10 protein-coding genes are annotated in these 16,725 nt (G+C 46.3%); 3 read left to right on the forward strand and 7 right to left on the reverse strand.

Annotated features, from left to right (window positions below; all coding sequences use genetic code 11):
- Nucleotides 1-110: 110 nt before the first annotated feature.
- Complete coding sequence (locus ACJJJB_RS13345) at nt 111-248, reverse strand: hypothetical protein (protein ID WP_157533297.1); 138 nt, start codon at nt 246-248, stop codon at nt 111-113.
- On the opposite strand from ACJJJB_RS13345, the gene ACJJJB_RS13350 reads away from it, so the two are divergent.
- On the forward strand, nt 247-5,034 hold the full coding sequence (locus ACJJJB_RS13350; RefSeq protein ID WP_445365034.1) for a CapA family protein: 4,788 nt from the start codon (nt 247-249) through the stop codon (nt 5,032-5,034). The two genes, ACJJJB_RS13345 and ACJJJB_RS13350, sit on opposite strands and share 2 nt — an antisense overlap.
- Nucleotides 5,035-5,042: 8 nt before the next feature.
- Here the strand turns inward: ACJJJB_RS13350 and ACJJJB_RS13355 are convergent, their stop codons facing one another.
- From ACJJJB_RS13355 to ACJJJB_RS13380, 6 genes are all read right to left on the reverse strand, one after another.
- Entirely contained in the window at nt 5,043-5,732 is a 690-nt protein-coding gene (locus tag ACJJJB_RS13355; RefSeq protein ID WP_020411378.1) for a TIGR02466 family protein, read from the reverse strand.
- Nucleotides 5,733-5,791: 59 nt separating this feature from the next.
- Nucleotides 5,792-6,709 (reverse strand): transglutaminase-like domain-containing protein, encoded by a 918-nt coding sequence (locus ACJJJB_RS13360; protein ID WP_445365035.1) that lies wholly within the window; start codon nt 6,707-6,709, stop codon nt 5,792-5,794.
- Between the two features lie 11 nt (nt 6,710-6,720).
- Nucleotides 6,721-7,941: a beta-barrel domain-containing protein gene (locus ACJJJB_RS13365; protein WP_445365036.1), complete on the reverse strand. Its 1,221-nt coding sequence runs from the start codon at nt 7,939-7,941 to the stop codon at nt 6,721-6,723.
- Nucleotides 7,942-7,993: 52 nt separating this feature from the next.
- The gene (locus tag ACJJJB_RS13370; protein WP_445365037.1) at nt 7,994-10,195 is read right to left on the reverse strand and encodes a type I secretion system permease/ATPase; all 2,202 of its coding nucleotides are present in this window, start codon (nt 10,193-10,195) and stop codon (nt 7,994-7,996) included.
- Nucleotides 10,192-11,619 (reverse strand): TolC family outer membrane protein, encoded by a 1,428-nt coding sequence (locus ACJJJB_RS13375; RefSeq protein WP_444946319.1) that lies wholly within the window; start codon nt 11,617-11,619, stop codon nt 10,192-10,194. Before ACJJJB_RS13375 ends, ACJJJB_RS13370 begins: the two co-directional genes overlap by 4 nt.
- Before the next feature lie 152 nt (nt 11,620-11,771).
- Complete coding sequence (locus ACJJJB_RS13380; RefSeq protein ID WP_445365038.1) at nt 11,772-14,315, reverse strand: BapA/Bap/LapF family prefix-like domain-containing protein; 2,544 nt, start codon at nt 14,313-14,315, stop codon at nt 11,772-11,774.
- 272 nt (nt 14,316-14,587) lie between these two features.
- On the opposite strand from ACJJJB_RS13380, the gene ACJJJB_RS13385 reads away from it, so the two are divergent.
- Both ACJJJB_RS13385 and ACJJJB_RS13390 read left to right on the forward strand, forming a co-directional pair.
- A complete protein-coding gene (locus ACJJJB_RS13385; RefSeq protein ID WP_444946317.1) occupies nt 14,588-16,159 on the forward strand; it encodes a carboxylesterase/lipase family protein in 1,572 nt (523 codons plus the stop codon).
- Between the two features lie 11 nt (nt 16,160-16,170).
- Entirely contained in the window at nt 16,171-16,719 is a 549-nt protein-coding gene (locus ACJJJB_RS13390; RefSeq protein ID WP_444946316.1) for a histidine phosphatase family protein, read from the forward strand.
- Nucleotides 16,720-16,725 lie beyond the last annotated feature (6 nt).

The following is a 16,725-nucleotide window of genomic DNA, read 5'->3' on the forward strand; positions in this document are numbered from 1 at the left end:
CTTTGCGTGCCTTCCATTCTTCAGCGCGGTATCCCCAATACTATCCAAGTTAATTAGTTTTGAAAACCCAATTTTTTTTGTTCATGAAAAATTTATCTGGGAACAACTTATCATTCGATATTTCTCCCATTACCGGCAGGATCTGTACGTAAGTCTATACTCCAGCAGGAAAGTCCTCCCGTAGTTATCACAGAAATAAAAACCGTAATTTCTGCCAACTCGGAATCCAGAGAGAACAATAGCGACATGTCCCTATCCAGCATGCTGATGCAGGCGCGCCCCTTGGTAGAGCGGGCACTGCGTGAGGTCAGTCCACCCTATACGCTTTTTTTTTCAATTAGTAATGCCAAGCATCGTGCTGAAGTACGACATTCTCATGCAAAAGATTTTCCAAGTGCTTGGCAGGAGCTCGCTCAAAATACCCGTAGGGCTGCACAACAGTCAAAAATGGAGCCCTGCTGGCTGCGAATAGATTGGGTGACCCGCAGGAGTACGATGACTCTGGCCGGTTTGCATGAACTTCTACAGGACACCAAGCGCTCCTACTTCCGCTACGGTCTCGCACTGGATGTCAATTGCAAAATTGCTTTCCTCGAACAGGAACTCAATGGAAACGCCATGCTCTATGGCGGCAACAAAATCGACCACGCATTCCTCAACGAAAAGAATTTCCTCTCCTACTATAAAAAACGTTTTCCTCAGCAGGGCGACCTGAATCTATCTGAAGAGCGCAGCGTCGTGCTTCTCTCTACTGAAGGGCTGTTCTGCGAAAAAGATCAGGAACCTGTGTACTTATACGAAGCGGGATTAAATGCCGGGCGACGGATTATCGACAAACTGGGCGACGAGCAGGTAACAAAGCTTATTAGAAGCGGCAGTCATTACCTGGCCAACCAGGTAAAACCCAATGGGCTTTTCCATTATGGATGGCATGCCTGCTTCGACAGGGAGATCAACACCTACAATAACCTGCGCCACGCGAGCAGTACTTATGCAATGATCGAGGCTTGGGAGGTCACCAAAGAGCCATCCCTGATAGCAGCCATTCAACGTTCACTCAAATTACTCACCGATAAATTAATTAAACCAATAGCGCTCAGTGACGGGCAGGTGGGTGCATTCCTGGTTGAGCCGAATAACGAAATCAAGCTTGGTGGCAATGCAGTAAGCCTACTGTCCCTCGTAAAATACTCAGAGGTGGTACAAACCCAAGAATATGCTGAGCTCATGGAACAACTCGCGGTGGGTATTGCATTTATGCAAAACCCCGAAAATGGCCAATTTTGTCATGTTCTTGAATATCCCAGTCTCAAAATAAAGGACCAGCATCGGGTTATCTACTACGACGGGGAAGCCGCGTTTGGTTTAATGCGCCTATATGACTGGAGCAAGGACGAGCGCTGGCTGGCTGTAGTGGAAAAAGCATTTGACTACTTTATCGTATCCGGCCATTGGAGAGCCCATGATCACTGGCTGAGCTACTGTGTCAATGAACTTACCATTTATAGGCCAAAAGAGAAGTACTACCAGTTTGGCATCCGTAACTTTACCAACTACCTGGATTTTGTCGAAAACCGGATTACGACCTTTCCAACCCTTCTTGAGTTAATGATGGCCGCCGAAAAAATGATTGTGCGGCTGGGGCAACAGAGTGAATTCCAGTACTTACTGGACCAGGTTGACCTGGAGCACTTTTACCGAGCGTTACATAAACGAGCGGCTTACTTACTCAACGGTCATTTCTGGCCTGAATTTGCCATGTTCTTCAAGAACCCAGAAAAAATCCTGGGTAGCTTCTTCATCCGACATCACGCTTTCAGGATAAGAATTGATGATGTTGAACACTATTTATCTGGATTCGTTGCATACCGCAAATTCCTTATCGCCCAAAATGCTTCTGAGCAGCCTATCAATCAACCGGCTGAAACAGTAGACAATGTCAATGAAGAAAAAACAGCACAATTAGAAATAGAGAACCTACCAGTACTTGCCTGGGGCGGAGATGTAAATCTAGGCCGACGCCAACACTATCGCACTGCACAATTGGGAGTCGATGAGGTTCTCGGGAAAATTCCCGCACTTAAGAACGCTGATATCAGTGCAGTAAATCTGGAGTGCGTTGTCTCCACCCAAGGAGAACAGGGAATCTCCAAGGGCGAGAGTTCTTCCTACTACTATCGCGCAAGGCCGGAAATGTTGTCAGTGCTTATTGCTGCTGGAGTTGATATCGTAACCACTGCTAATAATCACAGTGGAGATTATGGTCCCGAGGCTCTTTTGGAACAGGAACACTGGCTGGACATCACCGGCATAGGCCATACAGGTTCCGGCGAAAACCTGGATGAAGCTCTACAGCCGGTATTTAGGCCTGCCGGCCCCCTTAATGTGGCCCTATTTTCGATAGATGCGACTCAGCCCCGTTTTGCCGCTGGGCCAACCTCTGCCGGTTGCGCATACTTGCCATTATCCTTGCCCGAGCTCTGGAGAGAGACTTTAGGCCCCCGGATTTCAGCCGCTCGCACACAAGCCCAAGTAGTAATTGTGGCTGTACACTGGGGAGCAAATCGCGAAACCTATCCCAGTAAAGAACAAATTGATGTGGGCCATGCCATTATTGATGCCGGGGCAGACGCCATACTCGGAACCAGTGCTCATAATTTGCAGGGTATCGAGGTTTATCGCAACCGCCCTATTATCCACGACGCGGGAGACTTACTATTTGATGCCGTTCGTAACAGCCTCGCGGATAGCGGCATCTTTCGTCTGCAACTCAGTACACATGGAGTCGAGCAGATTACCTTTGTCCCGGTAGGAGTTGGCTTTGGTTTTAGTACGCAATTGTCGAGGGAAGAAGCGGTGAATCTTAGCCGACAGTTTTCCAACCAGTGCTTACCGCTTGGTACCAAACTGAGCTTATGCGAGGAAGGCACCGCAATCCTAAGACTCACGCCCCCCAGGCGCGATCATGTTAATCTTCCCAGCTTCTCAAAGACTCTCTACCAAATCACTGCGCTCCAGCAGCAACCATCTCTCAATCCGCGCTGGCAGGTAAAAGCTGTTCCCGTGGATGCACAAACCACTTCAATTAAAATAGGCCCGTTGGAATTGTTAGGAGTGCGTTTCTACCCAAGAGAGGTCAAATCCCGGCAGATACTGTGGGTGGAATCCTTCTGGAGAACAGACAATGAAATCCAGGAGGACTTTCGCCTGGATTGTCGTGCAGTTCCAGTGGTGAAAACCACAATGCCCTACTGGGGCAAATCCATGGACCATGATCCATGTGACTGGCAACTGCCTACAAGTCGCTGGAAGCCCGGTACTATCTACCGTGATCTATACGGCTTAAGGCCACCAGCCAGTAGAGACATCACTGATGTGGATCTTCAACTTCATATCGGTCTTGTTTCCAATAGCACTAAGATCAAACCAGTACCTATTGCTGGTATGATCACAAAAATAAATTTTTCCAGGAACGGGGAAAACCGCAAACGGAAAATCCCACAGTATCGATCAGAATTCCCATCCATAATCTACGATCACCCACCAGGACAGACTTGGAATGCGAAGCAAATTACTGCAATTGCCGGTGGTACATGGCTAGTGCCCCCACCCGAGGGATGGTTTGTACGTAGTGTTATTTCCGGTAGTGCGTTTATCGAAGATTCCCTGGATCCAATCTTATTTGTTGCCCATACCAATCTCGACCGTATGTATCACGAGCAAAGCTCAAAAACGTCCGCAAAATTTTGGGATTTCCATCAAAAGTTACCTAGTTTTGCTCACCGTATTGCAGGAGCCATAGTCGCACGACCAGTCGAAGGATTACCAAAGGAGCTCCCGATTCTGAAAGTGGATGACCCGATCAAAGCTATTATTGAGCTGGGTCTCGCAGCAAGAGATCGATTTGACGGAGAGGTAATTGCACTTACAGGCACAGCCGGAAAATCCACCACGTTAAAAATGATCGGGCAAATGCTGGGACCAAGGGACCAAGTATTGACCAGTCTGGGAAACTATAATTCCCGTGTAGGGGCACCTTCTATGCTGGCTAGCCTGAGTAAGGATCACGAGGCAGCGGTTATAGAAGTTGCACAAAGTGCACTGTGGATGAAACGGGGCCCTATCACTCATCGTATTAAACCCACCATATCACTGATCACTGAAATCGGTATTTCCCAAACGGATCGGAAAGTAAAAAATGTGGAGGACACTGCTAGGTGGAAGTCAAGGATATATGATGGTTTGGTGGGATCCGCAATCGCCATCGTCGGTGAACACCTTCAGTGTTTTGACTATGTACTAAACAAAGCCAAGAAACATGCACGAAGAGTAATTATTTTCGGCGAAAGCGCTAATGCCGAAATCCGGATAATAAATACTCGAGCGGACGAATTAGGTAGTTGGGTAAGATTACAATTACCAAGCAGGGAACTTGAATTGCGAGTGCCCATACCCAGCATTGGAATGTTACATAATGCCTTAGCCGCAATCAGTGTCGCTTATGCCCTTGGCAGAGATCTCGATGAAGCCGCTATGCGATTACAAGAACTTCACCTTGATGAAAGTCATTTACAGCGATTAAGCTTGAATATACGGGGCCAGTCTATCACGTTAATTGATGACAGCTGGAACGCCACTGTAAGCTCTATGTTAAATGCCTTCTCTGTATTTTCGCAAAGTATGGTAAAACAAGGGGGTAGAAAGGTTGCCGTTCTGGGAAGAATCGTACACCTCGGTGAAAAATCCAAGGAAATACATGCCAGCCTGGCTAAGCCATTACTACAAAGTAAAGTAGATTGGGTTATTACCCACGGGGAAGACATGCTATATCTACGAGAATGTCTACCACCAGATATTTTGGGCCCTCACTTTTCCGACGCTCCTGCATTAGTGGATCATATTACAGGATTCTGTCAAAACTTTGACCTTATCCTGGTTAAGGGCTCAAGAAGAGACTCGGACTTCGGTAAAATTCCTGCCCTCTTACAAAAAACATCATTAAAAATATCAGATGAAGCCTCTATGGCGAAATAGGCACGAATTTATCCCTGATCCATCACCTGATCTTCAGAGAACATTACATCTCCTAGGGAAAGCATACTTGCACTACGCCGCTTTAATGTACTGGTTTCCAATTTTACATTAAAGGCAATGCAAATTCTTAGTGAGTTATCTTCTACAGGGTTTACATAATGTAATAACCAATTAGGGAACAATACCATTCTCCCAGCTCTCGGCATTACCCTGACTCTACCGCCAAAATTGCTATTAGGTAACTCAGTAGTTATACATAGCATTCTCGGATCAAGAAATTCTATAATGCCGCTACTTTTACTTTTCTCCTGAGATAACACAGAGCGCACATAATAAACACCCGACCATGTGCAAGATTCATGATTATGTATTTTTCGATAGCTATCTGCACGTGAAACATTTGCCCAGGCATGGGCGTACATATCCTGGGCAGCAGGGCTGTATTTCCCCCGAGTGACCTTCATTGTCATCTCCCGGGTAACTGAAACTATACGCTGCTTTACAATAGTTACTTCTTTGTATGGCCATTCGAGTAAGTCTTTTTTAGAGTCCCAACTTCCAATATTAGAACGTTTGGCAGCAGGAATAGATGATTCCTTACCGAGGATAATATCCGTTAACTGCTCATTAACCCTCTCCGAGTCAGGCCAATCTTTGACCAAAATTGGAGTTCCGAAAGCCGACTTGATCTTATACATGGCACTGCACCTCCAGTTTGTCTATGCCTGATAGTAATCTTTTCTCCCCCATTCAATTCTCAAGACCCTCGAATGATTTCAACTTTCCAATTGATTGTTACTTTCGGTCTCTCCTCATGTGGCTGAAACCTTTCAGGCCATACATTAGACCAGACCCAAGTAAAGTCCCTGGTTAAAGTAATCTTACTAACTCTTCCACTTCCAAATCCATATCCAAATTTGCTATCTATTGCTAAATTTGGATCTACCGGTAACCACCTACCATTGAAATAGACCTCTGCAGCATGGTGATTAGGTTGAGAAAACTCATTTCTACTGGCAAATAGAAATTCAGAGGTAACTCTAGCCGGATAACCCATTGACCTCGCCAAAGCCGTAAAAAGAGCAGCGTATTCTGTACAATCACCGGTCTTGTGAATAACTGCATAGTATGCACCTTTGGTTGACTGTACCCGATATTCAATTATATCTTGGGGCGCTTGAAATGCAGCCAATAAGCGTTCTTCATCACTTTTCGAACTGGACTGGATTTTCTGGGAAAGTAACTTAACTGGTGGGGACTCTGACTCTATATATTTCTGCGGCCTGATATAGCGTCCTTTCGGGTAGGGGATTGTACCTTTTGGCAAATTTTTATAATTGTACTCTTTTAGCTCCATTTCAAAAATAACTGATCTCGTTACTGATGATTGCGCAGGCACATCAAATTTAAATTCAACATATCTTGTATCGCCCCTTTTATGCCTTTTATATTTCAGCACTTCTGGGTGCTTGTAGCGAACAGAGAGCAGCCTCTGCTGAACACCATCCTCCACCGGAACAGAAATACGATGAATATATCCCGAAATATCGCGATCCAATTTATTATTTACAGTTACAGATGCTGTAAGCGCTACAACCTTGGATTCATCGGCATAAGCACAAAGTGTGTACTGTATACAGAAAACAAAAATAAACTGTATTGTTAATTTCTTCATCAACATACCTGCTACCGCTCTCGCATTGCCTCCTTGGCACGACTTATTGGTTTCATCAGATAATCAAAAATCGTTTTTGACCCAGTCTTAATATCTACAGAAGCGATCATTCCTGGCACTATTGAGAACTTCTTACCCACAGCATTCTCCAGCGAATCAGAAGTTGTTAAAATAAAAACCTTATAATAAAACTCATTTGGTGCCACCTCATCCTGTATAGTATCGGGTGATATCATCGTAACCTCGCCAGACAAGCCACCATAAATCGCATAGTCATAAGCGGTAATTTTTACTTTGGCAAGCTGTCCAGGATGAATAAATGCTATATCCCTTGGAGATATTTTTGCTTCAATAAGTAACTGGTCATCCAGAGGTACTATTTCCATCAGTTTTCCATTAGGTGGAATAACTCCTCCAATGGTTGTAATTTCAATAGCTTTTACGATACCTCGAACTGGAGATCGATGAGTAAGCCTGACTAACGTATCTGAGCGCCCCTCCAGTACAGAAGCCAAAACTTCCACTTCAGCACTTACTTTCGCAAGTTCCTCCCGAGCTCTCACCATATATTGGGAGTTAAGCTCACGAATTTTCGTTTCCAACTCCGCTTTTTGCCTTCGCAATTTAAGAACATCGACACTACTAGCAGCACCTGAATCTACTAGGCTGCTGGTCATGGCCAGTTCCCTCCTAACCAGATCCAAAGACTCTTTTGATCCTCGCACTGACTCCAGCAATCCCTGCTTCCGAATATCAAATAATTTTCTTTCCTTAGCTTGCAGTTCTTCATGCCCCACCAACTCCTCAGGAAAGCGTAGAGGCGTCTGGTTCACTTCAGCACTTAATCGAGCCACCTTCGCCAAGGCAGCTCGATACCTTGCTGAACTTTCATCCATATTAGAGCGGACTTTTGTCGGGTCTAGCTGGGCCAGAACTTGCCCTTTCTCTACAATATCCCCTTCAGAAACTTTTAGCTGTGCCAGTATGCCACCATCTAGGGATTGAATAATTTGTGCTCGTGAAGTCGGCACAACCTTCCCGCTGCCAGAAGATACCTCATCTACACGCGCCAAGTATGACCATATAAATAAGGCAATGATCAACAAAAAGAACACCCAAACCACGGTCCCCGATCGAATCAAGGAGGATTCATCTACATCATCACCGTACTGTTGCTCATGAATCTGATGATCAATATCCAGCAACGCAACTCGCCGCTTATCAATAGCCAAAATTATTCCTACTGCAGTTAACTATTACCTATATCATTCATTTCTTACATAGTTAGGAGATTTTCTCTCCTTCAGTTGATGTCTTTCTTTGCGACCGGGTTAATACTTCCAATGCCTTCTCTTTTGGCTCGTCAAGGACAACATAACCATTATTAAGAACAATAATTCGCTGAGCAAAGGTCAGGATATTGGTTCTATGTGTCGCGACAACAACAGTCCTTTCAGCGGCCCAGTCTTGTAAATTCCGAATGAATTTTCTCTCTGTTGACTCATCAAGTGCAGCTGTAGGCTCATCTAGCAAGAGAACATTGGGATGTCGCAACAGCATCCTTGATAAAAGTAGTGATTGCTTCTGCCCCCCGGATAAACCAAAACCACCTTCTTGTATTAAATAACCTATACCTTTGGGAAGTTTATTAACAAAGTTGCTCGCGCCGCTCATATTAAGCGCCCAGAGAATTTCCTCATCATTTGCATTGGGAGCTCCCAACGTAAGGTTCTCATGGATGGTCCCATGAAATAAAGTGGCTTCCTGCCTAAGAAGACCAATATCCCTACGGACATCCGCGGGATCAATATGCTTAATACTGACATTATCCAGTTGCAACTGTCCTCGTTGAGTTACAATTGCACCCGCCATTGCATGGAGAAATGTAGATTTCCCTGAACCATTTTTCCCAAGAATTGCAACTCGTTCTCCTGCATATATTTTTAACTCGGGTATGATAAGAGCAGGGTCCTGCCCCTCCTCGCCATATTGAAAAACTGCATTTTTGAAGTGAAAATTCCCAGTTATCGATGTTTTCTTCACTCTTTTTTCTAATTGAGGATTATCCACCGGCAATTGCATTAGATTGTCAATGCCTTGCATTGCAAATTTTGCCTGCTGCCAACGGCTCAAAACTTTTGTGATATTTGCCATGGGAGCCATCATTCTTGAACCCAGGATTGATGCTGCAACCAATGCTCCTGTAGTCATAGTGCCGCTCATAACCATCGGTGCACCAAACAGTACAATGACCGCAAATACTGATGATTGAACATTATGAGTCCAGGCAAGTAGCATCCCCACAAGAGACCTCAGCTTTAGGCTCGCATCTGCGGTTATCGTGTTAAAGTGGTTCCACTGCCCCTGAAAATACTGCTCCGCCTGTAGTGATTTGATATCCTCTACCCCCTGAATCGTCTCTATCAATATGGCGTTACGTAGTGAGGATTCCTTTATCGACTCCTGTGAAAGCTTGGCTAATTTTGGCTGAAGTAATAGACCCGGAATAAGCAAAAGAAAAACAGCCAGTAGAGGTACCAAAGCTAAGGCCCCTGCAATCCACCACATTACAATTAAAAACAACAGAAAAAATGGTAAGTCAGCAATTGCCAAAATTGTAGTGGATGTGAATATTTCTCTCACTTTTTCTAATTCACGAATTTGTGAAATAAAAGTACCAGTAGATTTTGGACGGGCCTGCGCTTGAATTCTTACGGCATGCCCAAAAACCAAATCAGACATTCGGATGTCCGCACGCTTTCCAAGAAGATCTGTAATCTTCACTCTCATTGAACGCATTACAAAATCAAATATAATAGCAACCAAAACGCCACTAAATAGAACATAAAGAGTGGGAATAGATTCCGCTGGAATTACTCTGTCGTACACCTGTTTGGAAAAAATAATGCCCGATAAAGCCAGAGTGTTGGCGACCGTGGTAGCCAACATGATATGTCCATAGGGTTTTATATCCCTAAGTATTATTTTACGAAGCCAATGTTGATTATCTGTTTTAATATAATCATCTATCCTGGTATCTCTTGTTGTTTGCCTCGGCCTAAGGATTATCAGACTAACAATATCTTTGCTGATCTTCTCTAGAGGTAAAGTACTTTTAAGCCCCTGGTCACCACACAGCATAAATCCAACGTTCAAGTCACTGGAAATGGTTTCAATTACCGCTATCTGACCACCACGCAATTGAGCTACGAGTGGTAGGCGCCATGGGTTAATATCAGTATCTTTTAGGGTACAAAACTTTATCGTCAAACCAGCTTGACGTGCCATTCTTCTTAGTGTGTGGTCCACTGGAGAGTTCTGATCCCATTGTCCGGAAATTCGGATACTTTCGGGTGAACACTCCACTCGATAGAGGCGAGCCACATAGGTTACTGCTTCACACCATGGATCAAAATCCATAGTGTCAGTCTTTATTCCTTCACTTTCATCGAGAGATCTTAAAACATTACTACTGTTTTCACTCAAGGAAGGACCTCCACACCCTGTATTTGCCGCCCATCAAGACTGAATGCACTACGTAATCCACCGCGACTATACAGACAATCAATCTTAAGGAGGTGAAGATCAAAAATAGTATTGTTCTTTTCTATACGTGCCAGGTGTAATTCCTGCTCTGCATTGAGCAGGTCAAGTAAAGTACGGGTACCGAGTACTTCATATTGCTGTTTATACAAATCCCGAGTTTCAGCAATCGCACTTTCTCTGGAATTCAAAGCTTTGAGGCTTTGCATCAGCCCGGCAGCCTCTTCCTGGGATTCCTGATACTTTTGTATAGTCAATAACCGTATTGAATCTTTCGCTGCATCTGCCGATAAGAGTGCAAAACCAGCGCCTTCTTTGCCGGCCGAAATTTTACCTCCTTGATAAATCGGCATAGACACATTGAAGAAAACTGCACTTTCATTCGTGTCAAAAGCATTCGCATCAACGTAGTCCTGATCAAGGTACTGGTTAATGTTGGCGTCTAATGAGAAGGTTGGCCATGCATTTGCTTTAGATTCATCCAGGCGCGCCATTGCTTCAGCCCTGTAAGATTCAGCAATAAGCACCTCAGGTACCGCAGATAGGTCAAAAGAATCCAAGTCACAAGCCTGAGTCACATCATCTGGTACTGACATGGAGACACTAAACTTTTCATCTAACCCCGTTAAATTCTGCAGTGTACTTCTCCACCTACGTAAAAGAGCTTGAATTTGTTGCCTGGACGCTTGCGCTGCGTCAATTCGCGACTGGGCCTGGAGAACATCAGATCTGGAGCTAGCACCTTTTTCTTTTCGAATCTTTACAAGATTTGCGATAGCAGACACCCCATCAACCTGCTCATCAGAGCTCTGCAATAGAGCCTGATATCGTTGCACCTCTATAGTTGCTTTAGCAGTTTGTCTAGCTACTTCTTCTATCGATTTTAAAATTTGAGCTTGGGATCGTCGCACGCCCGCTCTAGCCTGTCTTACATTGCTGGAAACTTTCCCAAAGTCAAACAGCATTTGGGTGACGTTTAACTGAATTGCATGTCCGTCACCTTCTCGCTTGTACTCGGTATCTTCACCAGCAACTATCCCAGCACTCAATTGTGGGAAGTAAGCGGATCTCGCTGCTTTAACTCCCTGTCTTTGCTGGTAGAGATAGCCGATCGATTCTGCAATTGATGGATGCCAACCAACCGCTCGGTGAACAGTATCAAATATACTGAGCTCACTTTGTGCTACCTCATCCTTATAAACTCGATAAGTAACATTTTCTGCTCTCTTATCTTGCCCTTCCCCGTGCCCGACAATTGTTTTTTCCGCTGATACAGAGTTGACAAATACTTCCTCTCCGACTACTTCGGATAGAAATAGAGTAGGGATAGAGAGTGCAAAAAATGACAGTTTTTTTAATACATCCATGTTTTCACACTTGTCATTGACAGTTTTGAGATCCCACAACCTGGAATTAAGAAGCCATATAAGCAAGACTTTTCCCAAGCCTCATAAAAGTTTAGCTCAAAAAAAACCGGGCCTTTTAGCCCGGTTTTTTTGCTTAACTTGAACTTCTCACCTCACATATCACTAAATCCATTTTGCTGCCATATATCTCCCATCGGATCTTCAATGACTGCGTAATTTTCAGGACTGGTTAGAGAACCAATATCTGTCACAGTCGTCTGATGCTCTGATTGTCCAGATACATCATAAGAAAGATTGAGCTCTATCAGCTGAATATCCCGATCACCAGAATCTAGTAACTCATCCAGTAAGGACTCTTCTACTGAGTCAAACCGCTGATAGTCATTGGCAAACTCTGCCAACCCGTCTGCAGTCATTACCTGTTGATAGTGGTTATCAACACCACTATCAACAAAGTCCAGCTCAAGCTCAGCCAGTTGCATCATATCCAACCGGGCAGAACCTTCCTGCTCGCTTCCATCACTGACGGACTCCTCAACCTTTGAAGCAGAAGCATATCCAACGGTATCGAGATACTCCTCAAACACACTGGGGATCGCAATAGCTTCCAAGGAAATGATTTCATCAATGTCAAAATCTATTTCCAAATCCGGGAATCCCGGCGGTAGCTCACCACCCTCATAGTCGTAATCGGCATCCGCATCACAATCGGCATCCGCATCGGCATCGGCATCGGCATCGGCATCGGCATCGGCGTCAGCATCACAATCCGCATCGGCGTCGGCATCCGCATCGGCATCCGCATCGGCATCCGCGTCGGCATCGGCATCCGCATCGGCATCGGCATCGGCATCGGCATCGGCATCGGCATCGGCATCGGCATCGGCATCGGCATCCGCATCCGCGTCGGCATCGGCATCGGCATCGGCATCCGCGTCAGCATCCGCATCTGCATCGGCGTCGGCATCGGCATCGGCATCCGCGTCGGCATCCGCATCGGCATCCGCATCTGCGTCGGCATCGGCATCGGCATCTGCGTCGGCATCGGCATCCGCGTCGGCATCCGCGTCAGCATCGGCATCGGCATCCGCGTCGGCATCCGCATCTGCGTCGGCATCGGCATCGGCATCGGCATCGGCGTCAGCATCCGCATCCGCGTCGGCATCAGCATCGGCATCGGCATCGGCATCGGCATCGGCATCGGCATCGGCATCGGCATCGGCATCGGCATCGGCATCGGCATCGGCATCGGCATCGGCATCGGCATCGGCATCAGCATCCGCATCCGCGTCGGCATCCGCATCCGCGTCGGCATCCGCATCCGCGTCGGCATCGGCATCGGCATCGGCATCGGCATCGGCATCGGCATCGGCATCGGCATCGGCATCGGCATCCGCATCTGCATCCGCGTCGGCATCTGCGTCGGCATCCGCGTCGGCATCTGCATCCGCATCTGCATCTGCGTCGGCATCGGCATCCGCATCTGCATCCGCGTCGGCATCCGCATCCGCATCCGCATCCGCGTCGGCATCCGCGTCGGCATCCGCGTCGGCATCCGCATCTGCGTCGGCATCGGCATCGGCGTCAGCATCCGCATCCGCATCCGCATCCGCGTCGGCATCGGCATCGGCATCGGCATCGGCATCGGCATCGGCATCGGCATCCGCGTCAGCATCCGCATCCGCATCCGCATCCGCATCCGCATCTGCATCGGCGTCGGCGTCGGCATCCGCATCCGCATCCGCATCCGCATCCGCATCCGCATCCGCATCCGCATCCGCATCAGCATCAGCATCAGCATCAGCATCAGCGTCGGCATCCGCGTCGGCATCCGCATCCGCATCCGCATCCGCATCCGCATCTGCGTCGGCATCGGCATCGGCATCGGCATCGGCATCGGCATCGGCATCGGCATCGGCGTCAGCATCCGCATCCGCATCCGCATCTGCATCGGCGTCGGCGTCGGCGTCGGCGTCGGCGTCGGCGTCGGCATCCGCATCCGCATCCGCATCCGCATCCGCATCCGCATCCGCATCCGCATCCGCATCCGCATCAGCATCAGCGTCGGCATCCGCGTCGGCATCCGCATCCGCATCCGCATCTGCGTCGGCATCGGCATCGGCGTCAGCATCCGCATCCGCGTCGGCATCGGCATCGGCATCGGCATCGGCATCCGCATCCGCATCCGCATCTGCGTCGGCATCCGCGTCTGCATCGGCATCGGCGTCGGCATCCGAATCTGCGTCCGCATCTGAATCCGGAGGCACAAAGCCGCCCCCACGGTTACTATCGTCATTTGATGCTACAGCGATGACAACAACACCGAGAGCAATCAAAGCAGGGACAAACCACGGAACGGCAGGCGGAGGAGGGGGAGGAGGCTCACCAGCTGGGCCGCCGGCAACGGTAAAAGCTGGTATCAACCCTCCCGAAGCCGCAAGGAATAAGGGCTCTGAACCCCCAGTTACAGTCAACTCACTATGATCTCCATCACTGTCTTCATGATAGAAACCAAATAAAGTGAAGATTTGACCCGTCTTTAAAACTATTACTAGGTCATTTCCTTCCTGAGATAACGAGGCTATCTCGTCTGGATCTACCGGCAATTCAACCAAGCCTGTCGCGGTTAACTTCAAGCTATCCAGTGGCTTCTCAGCAATCAAGCCCGTAGACTTGTCAAAGATTTTTACGATCATGCTCTCACCAACTTCAAACGGTGCAACTTCCTAAATACACTGTTCATGGCCTGAGCTAAAAGACGGAAAATTCCCCACCTTGAGCCCATCCGTGACTAGATTCGTCAATGCATCTCCTTGCCAGGATCCCTCCGGAAAATAACTGTGCCAAATTTTTTCCACACACTCTTTTTGTATGGACGTAAATTAAAATGATTTCAAGGAAAGTCTGAAGAATAACGCCGACTAAATAAGTGCAACGTTAGAGAGAAATACAGTAGGAAAAACTACTCATGACAACGGACCCAAGTATTAGAAAGCTCACAAATAAGAGGTCAACACCTGTCATTGATACACCTGCTGGACCGATTATTGGCAAAGTAGACGAAGCTACAAGAACCTATAAATTTCTAGGTATACCCTATGCTCGTCCCCCAATTAACGACCTCCGCTGGAAAGCACCCGAACCTATGCCAAATTGGAGTGCGCCATTTGATGCAGCGCAATTTGGAACGCCAGCTGCACAAAATCCCTCAAACCTGATGCAGGTCCGGGGAAAAAATGGAGAGATTCCTGATAGAGAAGAATGTCTTTATCTAAATATTTTCTCGCCACCTATAACCCAAGGAAGAAAGCTACCTGTAATGCTCTGGATACATGGTGGAGCTTTCTATATGGGGTCAAGCTGCCAAGATATATATAATGGGTGCCATCTTGCCTCAAACGGCAGAGCAATAATTGTGACATTCAATTATCGTCTTGGCGCTCTAGGCTTTCTACGTTTAAAAGACATTTCTGACATCCCATCTACAGGCAACGAAGGTCTATTGGATCAAATAGCAGCGCTCAAATGGGTGAGAGATAACATTGAAGCCTTTGGCGGAGATCCGAACAATATCACTCTTTTTGGTGAATCTGCCGGCGCAATGAGCATCACCTCTCTATTAGAGGTAACTGAATATCATAATTTATACTCTCGAGCGATTGTACAAAGTGGCCACCCAAGGGCTACTCATTCGATTTCCAGAGCCAATAACATGGCAGCTGCATTCATCGAGCATCTTAATAACATAAGCGGTGGAATACCAATACACAAATGCTCTACAAAGTTACTTCTTCAGGCACAAAGCGAAATTCTTAAAGATCCACGCATGACACAAAACTGGGGGCAACTTCCATTTAAGCCAGTGCTAGACGAAAGCTTATTAAGAAAAAGACGGCCGTCTTTAGTAAATATTAAAACTAATACAGCCCATCCAATTCTTCTTGGCAGTAATTTAGAAGAGTGGAATCTATTTAGTGTTACAAATCCTGAAACTTTCACACTGAATTATCACTCAATCTGCAAAAAGTTGGAATGGCTGCTACCTGAGAGCACACTAAAACCTATTATTGATTACTATTACCAGCAGGCTTTATCTATTAAAAATAATCCCTGGCCAGAATGGAGTAAAACCTGGAATTTGATGTTGACTGATATGGTTTTTACCCTACCAGGGCTTAGGTATCTAACTCAACATAAAGGACAAAGTTTCCATTATCATTTCGCCCAACCATTAGCGGCACAGCCCTTTTTAGGTGCGTGTCATGCTGCAGAACTAGCCTATCTATTTGGTACTCATGGTGAAGCGTCTTTACAGGAATTATATCGCGATGAGCCAGCCCCGCACACCTTAAGTAAAAGTATGCAAGAAGCCTGGCTGAACTTCGCTGAATGTGGCAACCCGGGAAACAACTGGCCAATATTTACAGGAAAGCAAAGCCAGCGCATCGGTAACCATCCACATTTCACGAATTTCAATACAGCAGAACTGCTATCATTATGGCAAAATATACCAGATGAAGTATTAAACCAGTATCTATAATCCCAAATAACATGCCCAGAATTTTACTTGCACGACATGGTGAGGCAGCTAAAGGAGATAATATCCTTGATCCACCCCTCACCAAGTTAGGATTTATACAAGCTGAAGAGTTAGCTCAAAAACTTGCTATTCAAGGAAGATTAAAAATCACGAGTAGTCCTAAGCTGCGAGCCAAGCAGACAGCAGAACCCCTAGCAAGAATATGGGGCGCTTCAATAGAAGTGGTCAACTTAGTCACTGAGATACCAACACCCGAAGGTATTCTATCAAGTCAACGCCTACCATGGATACGCTCTCTTCTGAATAAAGAATGGACTATAAGTGATAAACAGCAAAAAGAGTGGCGCAATGGAATTCAGAGATATTTACTTAGCATTACTGAAGATACTATAGTTTTTTGTCATTTTATGGTAATAAATTCAATCGTTGCTTATATTCATAAAAGCCAAAAAATTCAACAGTTTCGACCAGAGTATACGTCAATAACTGAACTAACAATTCAAAATAATCAGTTATATTTAGTAAGCTTGGGAAAAGAGAAAGACAGCCAAATTCTTTAGCATACG

The organism is Microbulbifer variabilis (genome assembly GCF_052468405.1).

What these genes read in the sequence shown, in the direction of transcription:
- ACJJJB_RS13350 (WP_445365034.1), top strand. Translation starts at nt 247, where the DNA reads ATGTCCCTATCCAGCATGCTGATGCAGGCGCGCCCCTTGGTAGAGCGG.
- ACJJJB_RS13345 (WP_157533297.1), bottom strand. Translation starts at nt 248, where the DNA reads ATGTCGCTATTGTTCTCTCTGGATTCCGAGTTGGCAGAAATTACGGTT.
- ACJJJB_RS13355 (WP_020411378.1), bottom strand. Translation starts at nt 5,732, where the DNA reads ATGTATAAGATCAAGTCGGCTTTCGGAACTCCAATTTTGGTCAAAGAT.
- ACJJJB_RS13360 (WP_445365035.1), bottom strand. Translation starts at nt 6,709, where the DNA reads ATGAAGAAATTAACAATACAGTTTATTTTTGTTTTCTGTATACAGTAC.
- ACJJJB_RS13375 (WP_444946319.1), bottom strand. Translation starts at nt 11,619, where the DNA reads ATGGATGTATTAAAAAAACTGTCATTTTTTGCACTCTCTATCCCTACT.
- ACJJJB_RS13380 (WP_445365038.1), bottom strand. Translation starts at nt 14,315, where the DNA reads ATGATCGTAAAAATCTTTGACAAGTCTACGGGCTTGATTGCTGAGAAG.
- ACJJJB_RS13385 (WP_444946317.1), top strand. Translation starts at nt 14,588, where the DNA reads ATGACAACGGACCCAAGTATTAGAAAGCTCACAAATAAGAGGTCAACA.
- ACJJJB_RS13390 (WP_444946316.1), top strand. Translation starts at nt 16,171, where the DNA reads ATGCCCAGAATTTTACTTGCACGACATGGTGAGGCAGCTAAAGGAGAT.